Source organism: Bacteroidota bacterium, assembly GCA_039714315.1.
Taxonomy (GTDB): Bacteria; Bacteroidota; Bacteroidia; order Flavobacteriales; family JADGDT01; genus JADGDT01.
This window is the reverse complement of sequence record JBDLJM010000006.1, coordinates 17,954-33,921: the sequence shown is the minus strand read 5'-3', so window position 1 is coordinate 33,921 and position 15,968 is coordinate 17,954. Positions and strand designations below refer to the sequence as shown.

Here is a 15,968-nt window from a genome sequence, read left to right as displayed (position 1 = left end):
TCAAATTAAGAAAATACTTGCTGTAGTAATTTTTTAAATTATATCATGTATAGTTGTCTGTTAATCCGGAGAATCGAATTCTATCTCTTTAATTAGGTTAACACCTTCATTATTGATATAGTTACAGTTTTCACCTTCGTAAACAACGAAGTCAAAAATTCCGTCAGTGTCAATTTCTCCATTAGTGTCTTTGCCATAGAATGCAGATGGAGATAAATTAGGGTTGAGTTTCCTTCCTTCAACTAAAATCCAATCGCCGTTTAGATCTTTGATGTGGATATTAACCCAGTACTTTTCATCTTTTTTATCTGTATAATCAGGGTATTCAATGCACAAAGGTTGATTGTTTGCAAAATCAGACGAATAAGCAATACTGATCTCTTTTTCTTTATGTGCATCAGCACTGTGGTCTAAAATAGTCACTCGCATATCGGCAACAAAATCAGATTGCGATTCTCCCCAATCGCTATAGTTTGGAGTACAAATATCACCGAAGAAACATAAAGTCTTTATAATTGTTTCAGGAGTGCCTATCTCTATTTCAGGACAGAATGGTAAATCCATTTTTAATTCTATTCCTTGGGGGCAATTACCAAAACCGAAGTTAAATATTCCATTTTCTCCTGTAATATTCGATATATCGTCTTCGGCCAGAAACACCTCGGAAGTATGCACAAGTGGCCACGTGTTATCGTGTAGTGCTAAATATATTTCGAAAGTATATCTGTCCTCTTTGTTTAAATAGTCAGGGAATTCTATACATAAAGGTCTATCAATTCCTGCCCTTTTCAGGTTTGAGTTGTTTTTTTGGTTATTAAGAACAACTCCATTTTCATTTTTTATCAATACTTTAAATATGGCTTTAAAACTATCTCCTTCATGAGATTGTCCTTCATAAGGCGATCCCGGATATGAGTATAAATAAGGAGTAAAATTTCTACAGAATTTGGTAAAGAAATCTCCGGAAAAGCAAATAGTTTTTACTTTGATCATATTGAAATCAAACCAGGCGAATCCAAATTCTTTCCAGTACGACGGGGTAAAACAAAGTACATCTACAGGAATCTTTATTTTCTTGAATTCAGAAACTTCAAAAGTTTTTTCTAAACCTTCTATATCCCAAAGTTTTGCATAATCAGATTCTTTCTCAGGTGCTGCCCAAATAAGTACATGATCGGCATCAAAAACTTTAAATGATTGGAGCGTGTATTTTCCGGTTTTGAATTTAACAGTTTGAGTTTGTGTTCCCTCATCCAAATTTTGTAGGACCTCCAACCGATAATCTTCATCATCAATCGTGGCTATAACATATGCAGGAGCTTCATTAGAACATTCTGGGTATACTATGTCATTTTTTTTATTCAGATTGTTTGTTTCATTGTTGATGCTGAATGAAACTTCTTGCAAGGTATCTTCTGATTGTTTTTCACACGATAAAAGGACTAGCGTTAAAGTGCCCAATAATATAGTGCGATGCATTAAATTTTTCATAGCGGTAATTTTGTTATCTACGAAATTGAAGAGTTAAAGTCTGTTTTATAATAATTTATATTTCAAACCAAATAATTAATATTTAGAATATTGTAATAAAGTTGATTTCGCTCTACAGCTATTTTCTTCAAGTGATTCATTATAATAGTAAACATTCTGTATTGCTTGTAAACAGGGTGCTAACTGTTTATTGTTAAGCGAGAGTGTAGAATTGTATATTATTTGAATATAAATGAGGTTTAGATATTTTATCCGAAATATAACATAGAAGCTTATAAAGCAGGCCACCACACCAGGTGGCCTGCTTTGTAAAATAAGAGTTATTTGTTAATTGTCTTTAATAGTCGAGTGAAGTTATATAATCAATATCTTCATCATCAAAGGTCATAACAGCATTAACATCCTGGTTGTATTCCCAATTACATTCAGCTCCTTCTTGTTGAATAACAAAGTCAAATATTCCATCGTCATCAACCCCGTCTTCATCATCATCAGAGAATGTATTCATCCAATGGTCAAGGAAAACCTGAGGGTCATCAGCTGGATTTAAAGGTAATGCTGCAACTGTCAATGGCTGAGCAGAATATGGATGATAAATTTCGAAGTAAACCATATATAAAGCGGGCTCTCCATCTACGTGATAAGGATACTCAATGCAAAGTGGTCCACTAATAGGTTTTTCTTCAGTAATATTAGAAGCACTGGCAATCAAATTTTCACCTTGCATTATTCTAATATTGTATACAGCAGGCATATCATAAAGTGGATCTCCTCCATCTAAGAAAAAATCTGCCCATGGTTCAGGGTCTAAAACACAAATATCTCCAAAGAAACACAATGTTTTTATCTCAGTTCTGTCAAAGTCGAACCAGTAATATCCAAATTCTTTATAGCTGTATGGTTGCCAGCATAGTACATCTATGTCAACTTTTATCTTTTTAAATGCTTCTACAGTGAATGTGTCGCCTATTTTATTAGTAACCCAGTCATAATATTCTGAATCAGGTTTTGGTGCAGCCCAAATAAGATTATCTTCTGCATCATACACTTCAAACAGATCAATTGTGTATTCACCAAGCGTCTTAGTTTTTACAACTACTGTTTGTGTTCCGTCATCCAAGTTAGTTAATATAGGAAGGTGCATTGATGCTACAGGTTTCCCATTAGGATCTATTAATCCAACTACTGCATAATCTGCCTCAGCATCTGAACATTCTGGTAAGTCTCCTGTGTTTTCACCTTCAACAGTGGCTTTTTTTAAACTGTTTGTAAGGTTGTTAATAGCGATTGTTACTTCTTGAGCACCGTCTTTAGCCACAGGTTGCTTCTCGCAAGAAGAGAATGCTACTACAAGAGCTATTGCAACAAGGGAAGTTGCAAGCCTTTTTAAATTTCTCATAATTTGTAATTTTTGTGATTTAAATTTATTACTACTTCAAAAGTAGGAAAACTCTTTCGTATAATCAAGGAGTATTCGTTAAAAATATCAGGGTATATACTTGTGAATCAATGAGATAGGTCTATCTGTGTTGAGGTGGAGGATATTATTGTCTTATAAAATACAATAAAGATTTTTATAAAAAAGTATAGAGTTTGCCTATGTGTTTTTGGTCAATTGTTACAATGATTCAATTATAATAATGGTACTGCCACGAATTTTAAGAAGTTATTAAAAAGATTATTAGAGTAAAAGATTATTGAATCAATGGCAACCGGAACTAATCTACTTATCTTATGATCTTAATAATCAAATATTTTTAAGTAAACCGTTTTTTATTTTCCACACAAATAATGGTAAAACCGTAATAATAATATCATTGATAAAAATGGTTAAAAGTTATATCTATCATTATTTTTCTAAATCTTTTATTTTATTATTGCATTTAAGAATAATAATTAAAAAGCCTGTAGCAAAAAGCTAAAGGTCAAAAGTAAAAGACCTAAAGAAATGAAAGTCTGTATTGCCGAGAAACCAAGTGTAGCAAGAGATATAGCAAAGGTGCTGGGTGCTAATACTCAACGTCAGGGATATTTGGAGGGGAATGGTTATCAGGTAACCTGGACTTTCGGTCACTTCTGTACATTAAAGCAACCCCATGAATATGAAAGTTATCTGAAGCAATGGCGCCTGGAAACATTGCCAATTATTCCGGCCAATTTTGGGATTTCTGTTATTGATAATAATGGTGTCAGGCAACAGTTTCACGTTATTAAAAACTTGATTAATGCAGATGTCTGTACGGAAGTAATAAACTGCGGGGATGCCGGAATAGAGGGAGAGTTAATACAGCGATGGGTTTTACTTAAGGCAAAAAACACTAACCCTGTTAAGAGACTGTGGATATCTTCGTTGACAGAAGAGGCGATAAAAGGAGGGTTTGATAGCCTGAAGGAGGAATCAGAATATGATAATTTATATGCAGCGGGAACATCCAGGGCAATTGGAGATTGGTTATTGGGGATTAATGCGACCAGACTTTTTACCTTAAAATTTGCTCCTCCCAAACATGTTTTGTCAATTGGGAGAGTACAAACTCCTTCTCTTGCATTGATAGTAAACAGGCAGCTGGAGATTGAAAATTTCACACCGGAAACTTATTGGGAGTTAAAAACATTGTATAGAGATGTGTTATTTAGTTCCGATAAGGGAAAGATTAAGATAAAGGAAAAAGCAGATGAGTTTGCAGAGAAAATTAAGTCCGGTTTATTTACAGTTACATCGTTTAAAATTAAAAAAGGGAAAGAAACACCTCCCAAGTTATTCGACCTTACTTCGCTTCAGGTAGAATGTAATAAAAAGTTTGGTTTTTCGGCCGATCATACATTGAAGACTATTCAAACTCTGTATGAAAAAAAACTGGTTACTTATCCGCGTGTAGATACTCAGTATTTACCTGAAGATATGTATCCAAAAATTCCTCAGATAATGAATGGGTTGTTGAATTATAAAGCTTTCACAGCTCCTTTGCTGCAGAAAAAAATAATAAAACCTAAAAGAATATTCGACAATAAAAAAATAACTGATCACCACGCAATAGTCCCTACAGGTGTTGTTGCCAACAATCTTAATGCCGACGATTGGAATGTTTATGATACTGTAGCTCGCAGATTTATTGCGGCTTTTTATCCTGATGCTGTTATATCTAATACAGAGGTAAAAGGAGAGGTAGAAGATATTAAGTTTAAAGCTACCGGGAAGCAAATTCTGGAGGAGAACTGGAAAATTCTGTATAAGGGAGATGCTTCGTCAGGCTCAGCAACCCCGGATGCTGCAGACAAACAGGTGATGCCAAAATTTGTGGAAGGCGAAAGCGGGGAGCATATTCCAAAAGTTCAGGAGAAAAAAACTTCTCCGCCCAAATATTATTCAGAGGCAACCCTGTTAAGGGCAATGGAGACTGCCGGAAAGCAGGTTGACGATGAGGAGTTAAGGGAATTAATGAAGGAGAATGGAATAGGGCGCCCGTCTACCCGTGCTGCAATTATAGAAACATTGTTTAAGAGACAGTACATTTCAAAAAACAAAAAAAGACTTGAAGCTACTCCAACGGGAGTTCAGTTAATCGGAACCATAAAGAACGAACTTCTGAAATCTGTTGAACTTACCGGACAGTGGGAAAGAAAACTGAAATTGATAGAGAAGGGTGAGTTTTCGATTGAGGAATTTAAAAAGGAGATGAAAGAGCTAATTGTTCAGCTTGTACAGGAAGTAAAAACTGATTACTCTCCGCGTATAGAGTCTTTCGATAATGTAAAACCTTTGCCGAAGAAGAAAAAAGCGGAGGAAGATATTTCCTGTCCGAAATGTAAAAAAGGACATTTGATAAAGGGAAAAAGTGCGTACGGATGCAATGAATATAAATCGGGTTGTGATTTTAAGATTCCTTACCTGTTTTTAGACAAAAAGTTATCGAAAAATCAGATAAAAACTCTTGTTTCTAAGGGAAAATCAACTCTTATAAAGGGATTTAAGTTTAATGGAGTAAAAAAGAATGGATATTTGGTTCTGACGGATTCTTATAATATTGAATTTGAAGAAAAGGTAGAAGAAAAAAATAAGTGTCCTGAATGTGGCAGTGAGGAGTTTATCAAAGGAAAGACTGCTTTTGGATGTGCTAATTATAAAAATGGATGTAAATTTATTATTCCATTTGATATTGCCGGAACTGATGACCTGACAAAATTAAAAATCGACAGGAAATTGTTGGCGAAGCTGAAATGATACATTGTAGGTAATTCAGTTTAAATTTTAGTGTAAACAACACTAATTCAGCAATAATTATTAATAGATTATCATATTTGAATAATATTAGAGGCTAAGTATTTGCTCTATAGGAATATGTTCGTATATTTGCAGCGAATTTAAAAGGTGGATGAGGGGACGAAAAGTCCCCTCTTTTTATACCCTGTTTATGGATAAAAAGGTAGTTGAGAGCCTGTTAATAGAGGCTTTAGAATTGAACAAGGAACTATTCCTTGTCGATTTTGATATAAGCGATAGTAACCATATTTCTGTTGTTTTGGATGGCGATAATGGGGTTGCTGTTAGTGAATGTATGAGAGTAAGTAGAAATATTGAGCACAATTTGGATAGAGAAGAAGAAGATTTTTCCCTCGAAGTTGCTTCGTTCGATATTACACATTCTCTTACATTGCCACGTCAGTTCTCAAAGAATATCGGACGTAAACTAAAAGTGAAAACTGTTGATGGTAATAAGTATGAAGGTACTTTGGAAAGCTTTTCTGACGAACACAAACTTGTTTTGAAATGGAAGGAAAGAGTGCCTAAGACCATCGGTAAAGGTAAAATGACAGTAGAGAAAGAACAAGAAATTAACTTTGACGACATAGCAGTAGCAAAAGTGGTTATTATATTTTAATAGAAGACAATGGATAATCGTGAATTAATTGAATCGTTTTCTGAATTTAAATCAGATAAAAACATTGACCGAGTTACCTTAATGGCAATTTTGGAAGAAGTTTTCAGAACTGCTTTAAGAAGAAAATACGGATCGGATGATAATTTCGACATAATTGTGAACCCTGATAAAGGTGATTTGGAAATATGGAGAAACCGTATCGTTGTTGCTGACGGAGAGGTGGAAGATGAAAATGCTGAGGTGTCTTTATCTGATGCGCAGAAGATAGAGCCTGATTTCGAAATTGGGGAAGATGTTTCTGAAGAAGTGAAAATAATAGATTTAGGACGTAGAGCTATTTTATCGTTAGGACAGAATTTGCGTTCAAGAATTATGGATCACGACAATACTATTCTCTACAAGAAATTTAAAGAACTTGTAGGTAATCTTGTTACCGGTGAGATTCATCACATCAGACCAAATGTCGTTATTGTAATAGATGATGAAGGTAATGAGATGGTGATGCCAAAAGATCAACAAATCCCTTCGGACTATTACAGAAAAGGTGAAAGTATCAGAGCTATTATTAAAGAAGTAGAGTTAAAAGGGACAAAGCCTCAAATTATACTTTCGAGAACATCAACGGTTTTCCTTGAAAAACTGTTTGAACAGGAAATACCTGAGGTATTCGATGGCTTGATTACAGTTAAGGGAGTTGTACGTATTCCTGGAGAGAAAGCAAAAGTAGCTGTCGAGTCCTATGATGACCGTATTGATCCTGTAGGTGCTTGTGTTGGTATGAAAGGTGCCAGAATACATGGAATTGTTAGAGAATTAGGTAATGAGAATATTGATGTAATTAATTACACAAGTAACTTAAACTTATTTATAACCAGAGCAATGAGTCCTGCGAAGGTCGTTAAAATCGATATCAACGAGGAAACAAAGAAAGCTGATGTTTGGGTAAAACCGGAAGAAGTTTCAAAGGCTATTGGTAGAGGAGGAAATAATATCAGATTAGCCGGTCAGTTGGTTGGGTATGAGATAGATGTTTATAGAGATGTACCACAGGATGAGGACGTAGAGTTAAGAGATTTCTCTGACGAAATTGACGAGTGGATAATCGATGAATTTTATAAAATTGGCGTAGACACTGCAAAAAGTGTAATCAACCTTAGTGTTGAAGAATTGGCGAGAAGAACGGATCTTGAAGAAGAGACTATTCAGAAGGTAAAAGGAATTCTAAATGCGGAATTTGACGACTAATCCTCGATGGCGAAGAGGATGTAATTAGAGTATAAGAAAAAAAATAGATTGAATATTATTATATGGCAGGTAGCAAACAAATGAGGCTCTCAAAAGTATTAAGAGAACTTAATATTTCAAAAGATAGAGCACTTGAGTACCTAAAGAAAAAAGGAGTCGAGCTTGATTCCAATCCTAATGTCAAGATCGACGAGGGTGTTTATAATGTTCTGTTATCAGGTTTTCAGGCTGATAAAACAAAGAAAGAAGCTTCTAATGAAGTGAGCGAAGAGAAGCGTCGTGAAAAAGAGGCAATTAGAGCTGAGCGCGATAAAGAGCTTGAAGAAAAACGCGAGCGTAAAGAAAAAGAAAAACTCATTGAATCTCTTGAAAAAGAAGAAGCTGATGAGCGTAAACGCAAGCAAGAGGAAGAAGAGCGCCGTAAGGTAATGGTAGCTCTGGAGAAGGAACGTGAGAAAGAGGTTGTAAAAGGACAGGCTAAACCTATATCCAAGCCTAAACAAGTTGGTAAAATAGATCTTGATTCTAAGAAGAAGAAAAAATCTAATACCGATATCGAAAAAGCAAGCCATCAGGCTACAGCTAAGTCTGACACTCAATCTAAAGAGCAAAATAGTAAAAAAGAACAAGTTGAAGAAAAACCAGCTGCTACACCGGAAACTTCTGAAAAACTTGAGACTAATTACGCAAAATTAAGCGGACCTAAACTTACAGGTGAAAAGATTGATCTTTCACAGTTCAATAAACCTAAGAAGAAGGATCCGAAAAAAGCTGACCCTAAGAAAGGCGGTGATGCAAATAAAAAGCGTCGTCGTAGAATAAAGAAGGGAGCTGTTGATGCTACAAAAGCTCAGAACCAGCCCGGCGGAGATAAAGGTCAGGGAAAAGGTGGTCAGAAACCCGGACAAAAAGGTCCTGGTGCACAAGGTGGACAAAAAGGTCCAGGTCAAAGAGGACCAAATGCGAATAAAAAGAGACCACAAAAAGGCAGAGGGGCAAGAGTTGTTAAGGCTGAGCCTACAGAAGCAGAAATTTCTAAACAAATAAAAGAAACTTTAGATAAGTTAACCGGAAAGGGTTCAAAATCTAAAGGAGCTAAATATCGTCGTCAGAAACGTGATGACAGACGTGAGCAGACAGATGCACAATTAGCAAAACAGGAAGCAGAAAAAAGTACATTAAAAGTTACTGAATTTGTAACAGTGATGGAACTTGCTACTATGATGGATGTTTCTATTAACGAAGTTATATCATCATGTATGACTCTTGGTATCATGGTTACCATGAACCAGAGACTTGATGCTGAAACATTATCTATTGTTGCTGAAGAGTTCGGATTTGAAACAGAATTCGTAAGTGCTGAACTTGAAGAAGCTGTACACGAGGAAGATGATAAAGAAGAAGATTTATTACCTAGAGCACCGATCGTAACAGTGATGGGACACGTTGATCACGGTAAAACATCACTTCTTGATTATGTGCGTCATGCAAATGTTATAGCCGGGGAATCCGGAGGAATTACTCAGCATATTGGTGCATATGGAGTACAATTAGATAGCGGGCAGAAAATTACATTCCTAGATACTCCGGGTCACGAAGCCTTTACGGCAATGCGTGCTCGTGGTGCGCAGGTAACAGATATTGCAATTATTGTTGTTGCTGCCGATGATGATGTAATGCCTCAAACAAAAGAAGCTATTGCACATGCCCAGGCTGCAGAAGTACCAATTGTATTTGCAATAAATAAAATTGATAAGCCTCATGCTAATCCTGATAAGATTAAGGAGCAATTGTCTCAAATGAACTTATTGGTAGAAGATTGGGGAGGTAAAATTCAATCACACGAAATCTCTGCGAAAGTGGGAACAGGTGTTGATGAATTGATGGAGAAGGTTCTTTTAGAAGCTGAAATGCTTGATCTGAAAGCTAATCCAAATAAAGGAGCTGTGGGAACAGTTGTTGAAGCATCTCTTGATAAAGGACGCGGATATGTAACTACTTTGTTGGTAAATGGAGGTACATTGAAGATTGGAGATTATATGCTTGCCGGTAAAAATAGCGGTAAAGTAAAAGCGATGTTCAACGAACGCGGAAAAACTATAAAAGAAGCCGGACCATCAACACCCGTGTCAATTTTAGGATTGGATGGAGCACCTCAGGCCGGTGACAAATTCAATATCTTTAAAGACGAAAGAGAAGCTAAACAAATTGCCGCTCGTCGTACTCAATTGCAACGTGAGCAGAGTGTAAGAACTCAGAAACACATTACGCTTGACGAGATTGGTCGTCGTATCGCAATAGGTGACTTTAAAGAACTTAACGTTATTCTTAAAGGTGATGTGGATGGATCTGTTGAAGCACTTTCTGCATCATTACAGAAGTTGTCTACTGAAGAGATTCACGTTAATATTATTCATAAGGCAGTAGGTCAGATTACAGAATCAGATGTATTGTTGGCAACAGCCTCCGATGCAATTATTATTGGATTCCAGGTTCGTCCTTCAGGTAATGCTCGTCAGATTGCAGATCGTGAAAGTATTGATATTAGAACATACTCTATTATATACGATGCTATTGAAGAGTTGAAAGATGCGATGGAAGGAATGCTTTCTCCAGAAGTAAAAGAAGAAGTTACAGGTAATGTGGAAGTTAGAGAGACATTCAAAATCTCTAAAGTTGGTACAATTGCCGGTTGTATGGTTCTAAGTGGTAAAGTATTCCGCAACAGTAATATTAGAATTATTCGTGATGGAGTAGTTGTTCACACAGGATCTCTTGGATCGTTGAAACGATTTAAGGATGATGTTAAAGAAGTAGCTAAAGGCTATGAGTGTGGATTGAACATCGAAAAGTATAACGATATCAAGGTCGGAGATATTATCGAAGCCTATCAGGAAGTTGAGGTTCGTAAGAAACTTTAATTCTTAAACATAAAATTATATTAAGGCCGCTGTTTCAGCGGCCTTTTTTATGATGTATTATCAGATGTTTTTAGTGGGATATAGTACATTTTATATCCATGTCTATTTTCAGACTGTTACTAAGGAATGTTACTCAACAACCGTGTTCGTGTTTTTTTTTTGACAATATCTTTATTATAATCAGGCTTGCTCAGAAGTGTTAAAAAATGAAGCCTGCCCTCATGACTTCTATCTGGCTAAATCGGTTAGACAGGCAGTCAGGAGGGCAGGCTCTATTTCTTAATCTTTAATTAAATAAGTAAAATAGAATGGATTAGTGGTGTTTCTTTTTACTTACTAATCTTATTTCTGATTATAAAAGCATCGTTAAACTTTTTCTTTATCCTTTGCAGATCCCTGTCAGCATCCAGCTTCCTGTAATATTTACCTACTACAGCCTTGAAGTTTGGTTCTTCATAAATCAGGTTCGCTTCAATATCCGGATATAACTCTTTAAATTCAATTATTTTTTCAGAGGCTTTTTTTCTGTTTCCGTAATATACCTGAATTTTAAATCCATCCACTATAGTATCTGAGGAACTTGCTTCCTTGTAAAGTTTATTGATAGTATTTATATCAGGATCTTGTATTATTTGTACAAAAGCTGTTGTGTCATTTTTAGATTCGAAGAAGTTTGAATCTTGAGCTCTCATCGATAAGCTTAACCCTAACATTGCTACAATAAAGAAAAAAGTTCTGTTCACCATCATATTATTTTTAATAATTATCATTTGGTCAAAGTTAAATATATTATTCAATTTTGAATGAAATGAACTGATTATATTGCTATTAGGACTAGTTTGTCTTTTATTATTTTGGAATGCTATATTTTCATTTATTATTGCTTAGTTTAGCCTAAAAATAGTGTAACTGTCTTAAAGTGATGTCATTCTAGTTTAGAACGATTATAAATTACATAAACAGATTCATCATCAGCTATTAATTAAACGAAAATTATATTTTTGTAAGCATGTTGTTTATCAGGAATAGACCTGAAAAATATCATAATATTAAAAGAGTTTAACCAAAACAACCTAAAATTTAATTTTAACTACTAATGAAAGAAGTGAAGAACCTTTACAATTCACTATCAGGCCGTATGGTATTAAGTGTGGTTTTTTCTTTTTTGTTTGCATTGTCGACCTATGCACAGGAAGGTGATGCTAAAAATGGGAAAACGCTTTTTAATGCGAATTGCGCAGCCTGTCACAAATTAGAGCAGAGACTAATAGGTCCGCCTTTGAAAGGTGTTGCTGCTAATAGAGATCAAAAATGGTTACAGGACTGGATACGAAACAGTGCCGCACTAATAGAGAGTGGTGATGCAGATGCAGTAGCTATTTTTGAAGAGTACAATAAGGTACCAATGACTCCGTTTCCAAACCTTTCGGATCAGGATATAGCCGATATAATGGCTTATGCTGATGCAGATCCTGCAATTTTTGAGGAGAAGAAGGCTGAAGAAGCTGTTGCTGAGACCGAGACGGTAGAAAAAGTGAAAGACTATTATGCCGAGGTACTTATTGGAATTATTTTTATTGTCATTCTGTTGACGGTAATATTATTCCGTCTGAAGTCTACGCTACTTCAAATCAATCGAACAGAACAGGGGAACTATGTAAGCGAGGTATTTGCTTATTTAACTTATTTGGCAAAAAACAATTCTATAGCAATAGTAGTTGTTCTTCTTGTATCGATTGGAGCTACATATGCCTTTTGGGAATGGGGCTTAGGAGTAGGTGTTGATAAGGGTTATCAGCCTATTCAACCAATTGCTTTTTCGCATAAGGTACATTCGGGCGATCAGGAAATTGATTGTGAGTATTGTCATTCGAGTGCACGAACAAGTAAAACTTCCGGAATTCCGTCTGCAAATGTCTGTATGAATTGTCACAAACTTATTCAGGAAGGAGAAAATACTGGGAAAGAAGAAATTGCAAAAATTTATGATGCAATAGGTTTCGATCCGGCAACAAATTCATATATCGAAGGTTACGAACAAAAACCGATTAAATGGGTTAGAATTCATAACCTTCCGGATTTCGTTTACTACAATCACTCACAACACGTAACCGTTGGAGGCCTTGAATGTCAGGATTGCCATGGTCCGGTTGAGGAGATGGAGGAACTATATCAATATAGTCCTCTAACAATGGAATGGTGTGTTGACTGTCATAAAACTGAAGAGATAAAGATGGCAGGAAACGACTATTACCAGGAAATACATAAACAGTTGGCGGCTAAGTACGGTACTCAGAAGCTAACAGTAAGTATGATGGGTGGATTAGAATGTGGTAAGTGTCACTACTAAAATTGAAAAGAATGTCACAAAAAAAATATTGGAAAGGAATTGAAGATCTGAACGATGAAAGTCAGATCATGAAAGACCTTCGGGACAGAGAATTTGTTGAAGAAATACCGACGGATGATTTTTTAGGAGATAAAGAAACATTAGAATCGGGATCAACAACTCGAAGAGACTTTTTGAAATATATTGGGTTTAGTACTGCTGCAGCTTCTTTGGTTGCTTGTGAGGGGCCTGTTGTAAAATCTATACCTTACGTTGTAAAACCAGACAGTATTACTCCAGGAACGGCCGATTATTATGCAACCACAATATCAGATGGTCATGATTTTGCAAGTGTATTGGTAAGAGCCAGAGAAGGAAGGCCTATAAGAATAGAGCCAAACTCTATGGCTAAGTTTTACGGAACGACAAATACAAGAATCCAGGCAAACGTACTTTCGTTATATGATAGTAACAGGTTAAAGTCTCCTCAAAAAAAGGGAGAGGAAATTTCGTGGAGTTCTGTTGATTCGGATGTGATAATGGGGTTAAATGCTGTTGGGGATAAACAAATAGCGATATTAACACCATCGATGTTTAGTCCGTCAACTGATGAGGTTATCGCCAAATTCACGGAAAAATACCCTTCTGCAAAGCATATTTCTTATGATGCTGTTTCCAGTTCGGGTGCTTTAGATGCCTACGAAACACTGTATGAAAAACGGGCATTACCGTTGTACAAGTTTTCAGAGGCAAGAGTTATAGTTTCTTTTGGTGCTGATTTTCTGGGAGATTGGCTTGGCGGAGGATATGAAAAAGGATATGCGGTCGGTAGAAAGCCCAATCAGGAGCAAATGTCACGTCATATTCAGATAGAGTCAAACATGTCGCTTGCAGGAGCAAACGCCGATGACAGATATGCTATCAAGCCATCAGAGCAAACATATGCTTTAATTACTCTTTATGGATTGATTACCGGAGAAAAGCTTAGCTCCAAAGAAACACCTATTGATGCACAATTAAAAACTATTGCAAAAGAGTTAAAGAAGGCCGGGGATAAGGCTCTGGTTGTTACAGGCAGTAACGATAAAAATATGCAGATATTAGCAATGAAGATAAATCTTGCATTGCAAAGTAAAGCTATGGGTGTTGACAAGCCTGTGTATGTAAAGGAAGGAAATGATAAAGCTGTTCAACAGTTGATTCAGGATATGAATTCAGGGAAAATTGGAGCTTTATTGGCATATAATGTAAATCCCGTTTACTCGCTAGCTAATTCAGCTGAATTTGTAAAAGGATCGGAGAAAGTTCAGCTTAAGCTTTCAATGTCACAATTTATAGATGAGACCGCTAAGCTTATGGATTTTAATCTTCCATCACAGCATTCGTTAGAGAACTGGGGAGATGCAATGCCGGTAGAAGGAGAATATTCATTGATGCAGCCGACTATTCGGCCCTTGTACGATACACGTCAGTTTCAGGATAATTTGTTGAAATGGATAGGGGCTTCGGAAGATTTTTATTCTTTCATGCAAAAGAACTGGACAGCTAATATATTAAGTCAGAAGTTAGGAGCAAGTTGGAATCAAACAGTTCATGACGGGGTGTTTAGTGTTGATAGCACAAGTGAAATGCCTCAAGTTAATGAGCCTGATATGAATTCTGTAGCAAAGTCTGCCCAAAAACAGTTTAAGGATTCCAAAGGACTGGAGTTAGAGCTATATGTTAAAGCAGGTATGGGTAACGGAGAAATGGCTAACAATCCCTGGTTGCAGGAACTTCCTGATCCAATTACCAGAACTTCATGGGATAACTATTTAACAGTTTCTCCAAAGCAGGCGGAAGAATTAGAGTTAACGAATTGGAATGAATCAAACGGTGCATTGAACGGTGATATTGTTAAACTTACTTCCGGTAATGTTTCAATCACTCTTCCGGTATTTATTCAACCCGGACAAGCCTTCGGAACATTGGGATTGGCATTGGGTTACGGGCGAATAGAAGGAGTAAAGGAAGAAATGAAAACCGGTGTAAATGCTTATACGCTTTACAGAACTTTTAATAAATATGTTAATAATGTAAGTGTAGAAAAAGTAGAGGGAGAGCATGAATTCGCCTGTGTGCAGCTTCATCATACTATGATGGATAGAGATGTTGTGCAGGAAACTACTTTCGATATTTACAAAAATAAAGATAGAGAAGAGTGGAACCCTGTTGTGGCTTTGGAAACTCACAAAGGAAAACAACCGGTTTCTAAAATAGATCTTTGGGACGAATACGATAGTAGTATCGGACATCATTTTAATCTTTCTATCGATCTGAATGCATGTACGGGTTGTGCTGCATGTGTTGTTGCCTGTCACGCAGAAAATAATGTTCCTGTTGTAGGTAAAGAAGAAGTCAGACGTTCAAGAGATATGCATTGGTTGCGTATTGACCGTTACTATTCCTCCGACATGAGCAAGGAAAAGGCCAAAGAAGAAGGTCTGACAGGTGTTAGCGGATCTGTTGAGATGTACAATAAAATGGAAATTGCTTCAGAGAATCCTGAAGTGGTTTTTCAGCCTGTGATGTGTCAGCACTGTAATCACGCTCCATGTGAGACTGTTTGTCCGGTTGCTGCAACTTCTCATGGTAGTCAGGGACAAAACCAAATGGCATACAACCGTTGTGTGGGTACTAGGTATTGTGCAAATAACTGTCCATACAAAGTGCGTCGTTTCAACTGGTTCCAATATGCAGAAAACGAAGAGTTCAACTATTATATGAATGATGAAGTAGGTAGAATGGTATTGAATCCTGATGTGGCTATTCGTTCCAGAGGTGTTATGGAAAAATGTTCTATGTGTATTCAAATTACACAGGCAGGAATTCTTAACGCCAAGAAAGAAGGTCGTAAGTTGGAGGATATTGATATACAGACTGCATGTTCATCGGCCTGTCCGTCGGATGCAATGGTATTTGGTGATATAAATGATGAAAAATCAGGTATTCAGGAACCATTACACGACGACAGAAAGTACTATTTGTTAGAGTCGGTTGGTACGAAGCCAAATGTTATGTATCAAACAAAAATTAGAAATAAAAACTCATAATTATACTGGA

Annotated in this window: 9 protein-coding genes; 6 read left to right on the top strand and 3 right to left on the bottom strand. The window is 36.4% G+C overall.

Going from position 1 to position 15,968, the window contains the following annotated elements:
- Positions 1–60 precede the first annotated feature (60 nt).
- Positions 61–1,491 (bottom strand): hypothetical protein, encoded by a 1,431-nt coding sequence (locus ABFR62_01630; protein MEN8137112.1) that lies wholly within the window; start codon positions 1,489–1,491, stop codon positions 61–63.
- A 337-nt stretch (positions 1,492–1,828) separates the two neighbouring features.
- Positions 1,829–2,890: a hypothetical protein gene (locus ABFR62_01625; protein MEN8137111.1), complete on the bottom strand. Its 1,062-nt coding sequence runs from the start codon at positions 2,888–2,890 to the stop codon at positions 1,829–1,831.
- Between the two features lie 549 nt (positions 2,891–3,439).
- On the opposite strand from ABFR62_01625, the gene ABFR62_01620 reads away from it, so the two are divergent.
- The 4 genes from ABFR62_01620 (at position 3,440) to infB (ending at position 10,537) form a co-directional block, all read left to right on the top strand.
- Positions 3,440–5,713 carry a DNA topoisomerase 3 gene (locus tag ABFR62_01620; protein ID MEN8137110.1) on the top strand — a complete coding sequence of 758 codons (2,274 nt, stop codon included), beginning with the start codon at positions 3,440–3,442 and terminating at the stop codon, positions 5,711–5,713.
- A 190-nt stretch (positions 5,714–5,903) separates the two neighbouring features.
- A complete protein-coding gene (gene rimP, locus ABFR62_01615) occupies positions 5,904–6,371 on the top strand; it encodes a ribosome assembly cofactor RimP (GenBank protein MEN8137109.1) in 468 nt (155 codons plus the stop codon).
- A gap of 9 nt (positions 6,372–6,380) precedes the next feature.
- On the top strand, positions 6,381–7,616 hold the full coding sequence (nusA, locus tag ABFR62_01610; GenBank protein ID MEN8137108.1) for a transcription termination factor NusA: 1,236 nt from the start codon (positions 6,381–6,383) through the stop codon (positions 7,614–7,616).
- Positions 7,617–7,678: 62 nt separating this feature from the next.
- Positions 7,679–10,537: a translation initiation factor IF-2 gene (gene infB, locus ABFR62_01605; GenBank protein ID MEN8137107.1), complete on the top strand. Its 2,859-nt coding sequence runs from the start codon at positions 7,679–7,681 to the stop codon at positions 10,535–10,537.
- Positions 10,538–10,866: 329 nt separating this feature from the next.
- Here the strand turns inward: infB and ABFR62_01600 are convergent, their stop codons facing one another.
- A complete protein-coding gene (locus ABFR62_01600; protein MEN8137106.1) occupies positions 10,867–11,307 on the bottom strand; it encodes a hypothetical protein in 441 nt (146 codons plus the stop codon).
- Positions 11,308–11,633: 326 nt separating this feature from the next.
- On the opposite strand from ABFR62_01600, the gene ABFR62_01595 reads away from it, so the two are divergent.
- Both ABFR62_01595 and ABFR62_01590 read left to right on the top strand, forming a co-directional pair.
- Positions 11,634–12,887 carry a c-type cytochrome gene (locus ABFR62_01595; protein MEN8137105.1) on the top strand — a complete coding sequence of 418 codons (1,254 nt, stop codon included), beginning with the start codon at positions 11,634–11,636 and terminating at the stop codon, positions 12,885–12,887.
- Positions 12,888–12,898: 11 nt separating this feature from the next.
- On the top strand, positions 12,899–15,958 hold the full coding sequence (locus ABFR62_01590; GenBank protein ID MEN8137104.1) for a TAT-variant-translocated molybdopterin oxidoreductase: 3,060 nt from the start codon (positions 12,899–12,901) through the stop codon (positions 15,956–15,958).
- The last annotated feature ends 10 nt before the right edge of the window (positions 15,959–15,968 follow it).

Excerpts from the sequence above, each read along its gene's own strand:
- ABFR62_01630 (MEN8137112.1), bottom strand. The coding sequence starts at position 1,491 with ATGAAAAATTTAATGCATCGCACTATATTATTGGGCACTTTAACGCTA.
- ABFR62_01625 (MEN8137111.1), bottom strand. The coding sequence starts at position 2,890 with ATGAGAAATTTAAAAAGGCTTGCAACTTCCCTTGTTGCAATAGCTCTT.
- ABFR62_01620 (MEN8137110.1), top strand. The coding sequence starts at position 3,440 with ATGAAAGTCTGTATTGCCGAGAAACCAAGTGTAGCAAGAGATATAGCA.
- rimP (MEN8137109.1), top strand. The coding sequence starts at position 5,904 with ATGGATAAAAAGGTAGTTGAGAGCCTGTTAATAGAGGCTTTAGAATTG.
- nusA (MEN8137108.1), top strand. The coding sequence starts at position 6,381 with ATGGATAATCGTGAATTAATTGAATCGTTTTCTGAATTTAAATCAGAT.
- infB (MEN8137107.1), top strand. The coding sequence starts at position 7,679 with ATGGCAGGTAGCAAACAAATGAGGCTCTCAAAAGTATTAAGAGAACTT.
- ABFR62_01600 (MEN8137106.1), bottom strand. The coding sequence starts at position 11,307 with ATGATAATTATTAAAAATAATATGATGGTGAACAGAACTTTTTTCTTT.
- ABFR62_01595 (MEN8137105.1), top strand. The coding sequence starts at position 11,634 with ATGAAAGAAGTGAAGAACCTTTACAATTCACTATCAGGCCGTATGGTA.
- ABFR62_01590 (MEN8137104.1), top strand. The coding sequence starts at position 12,899 with ATGTCACAAAAAAAATATTGGAAAGGAATTGAAGATCTGAACGATGAA.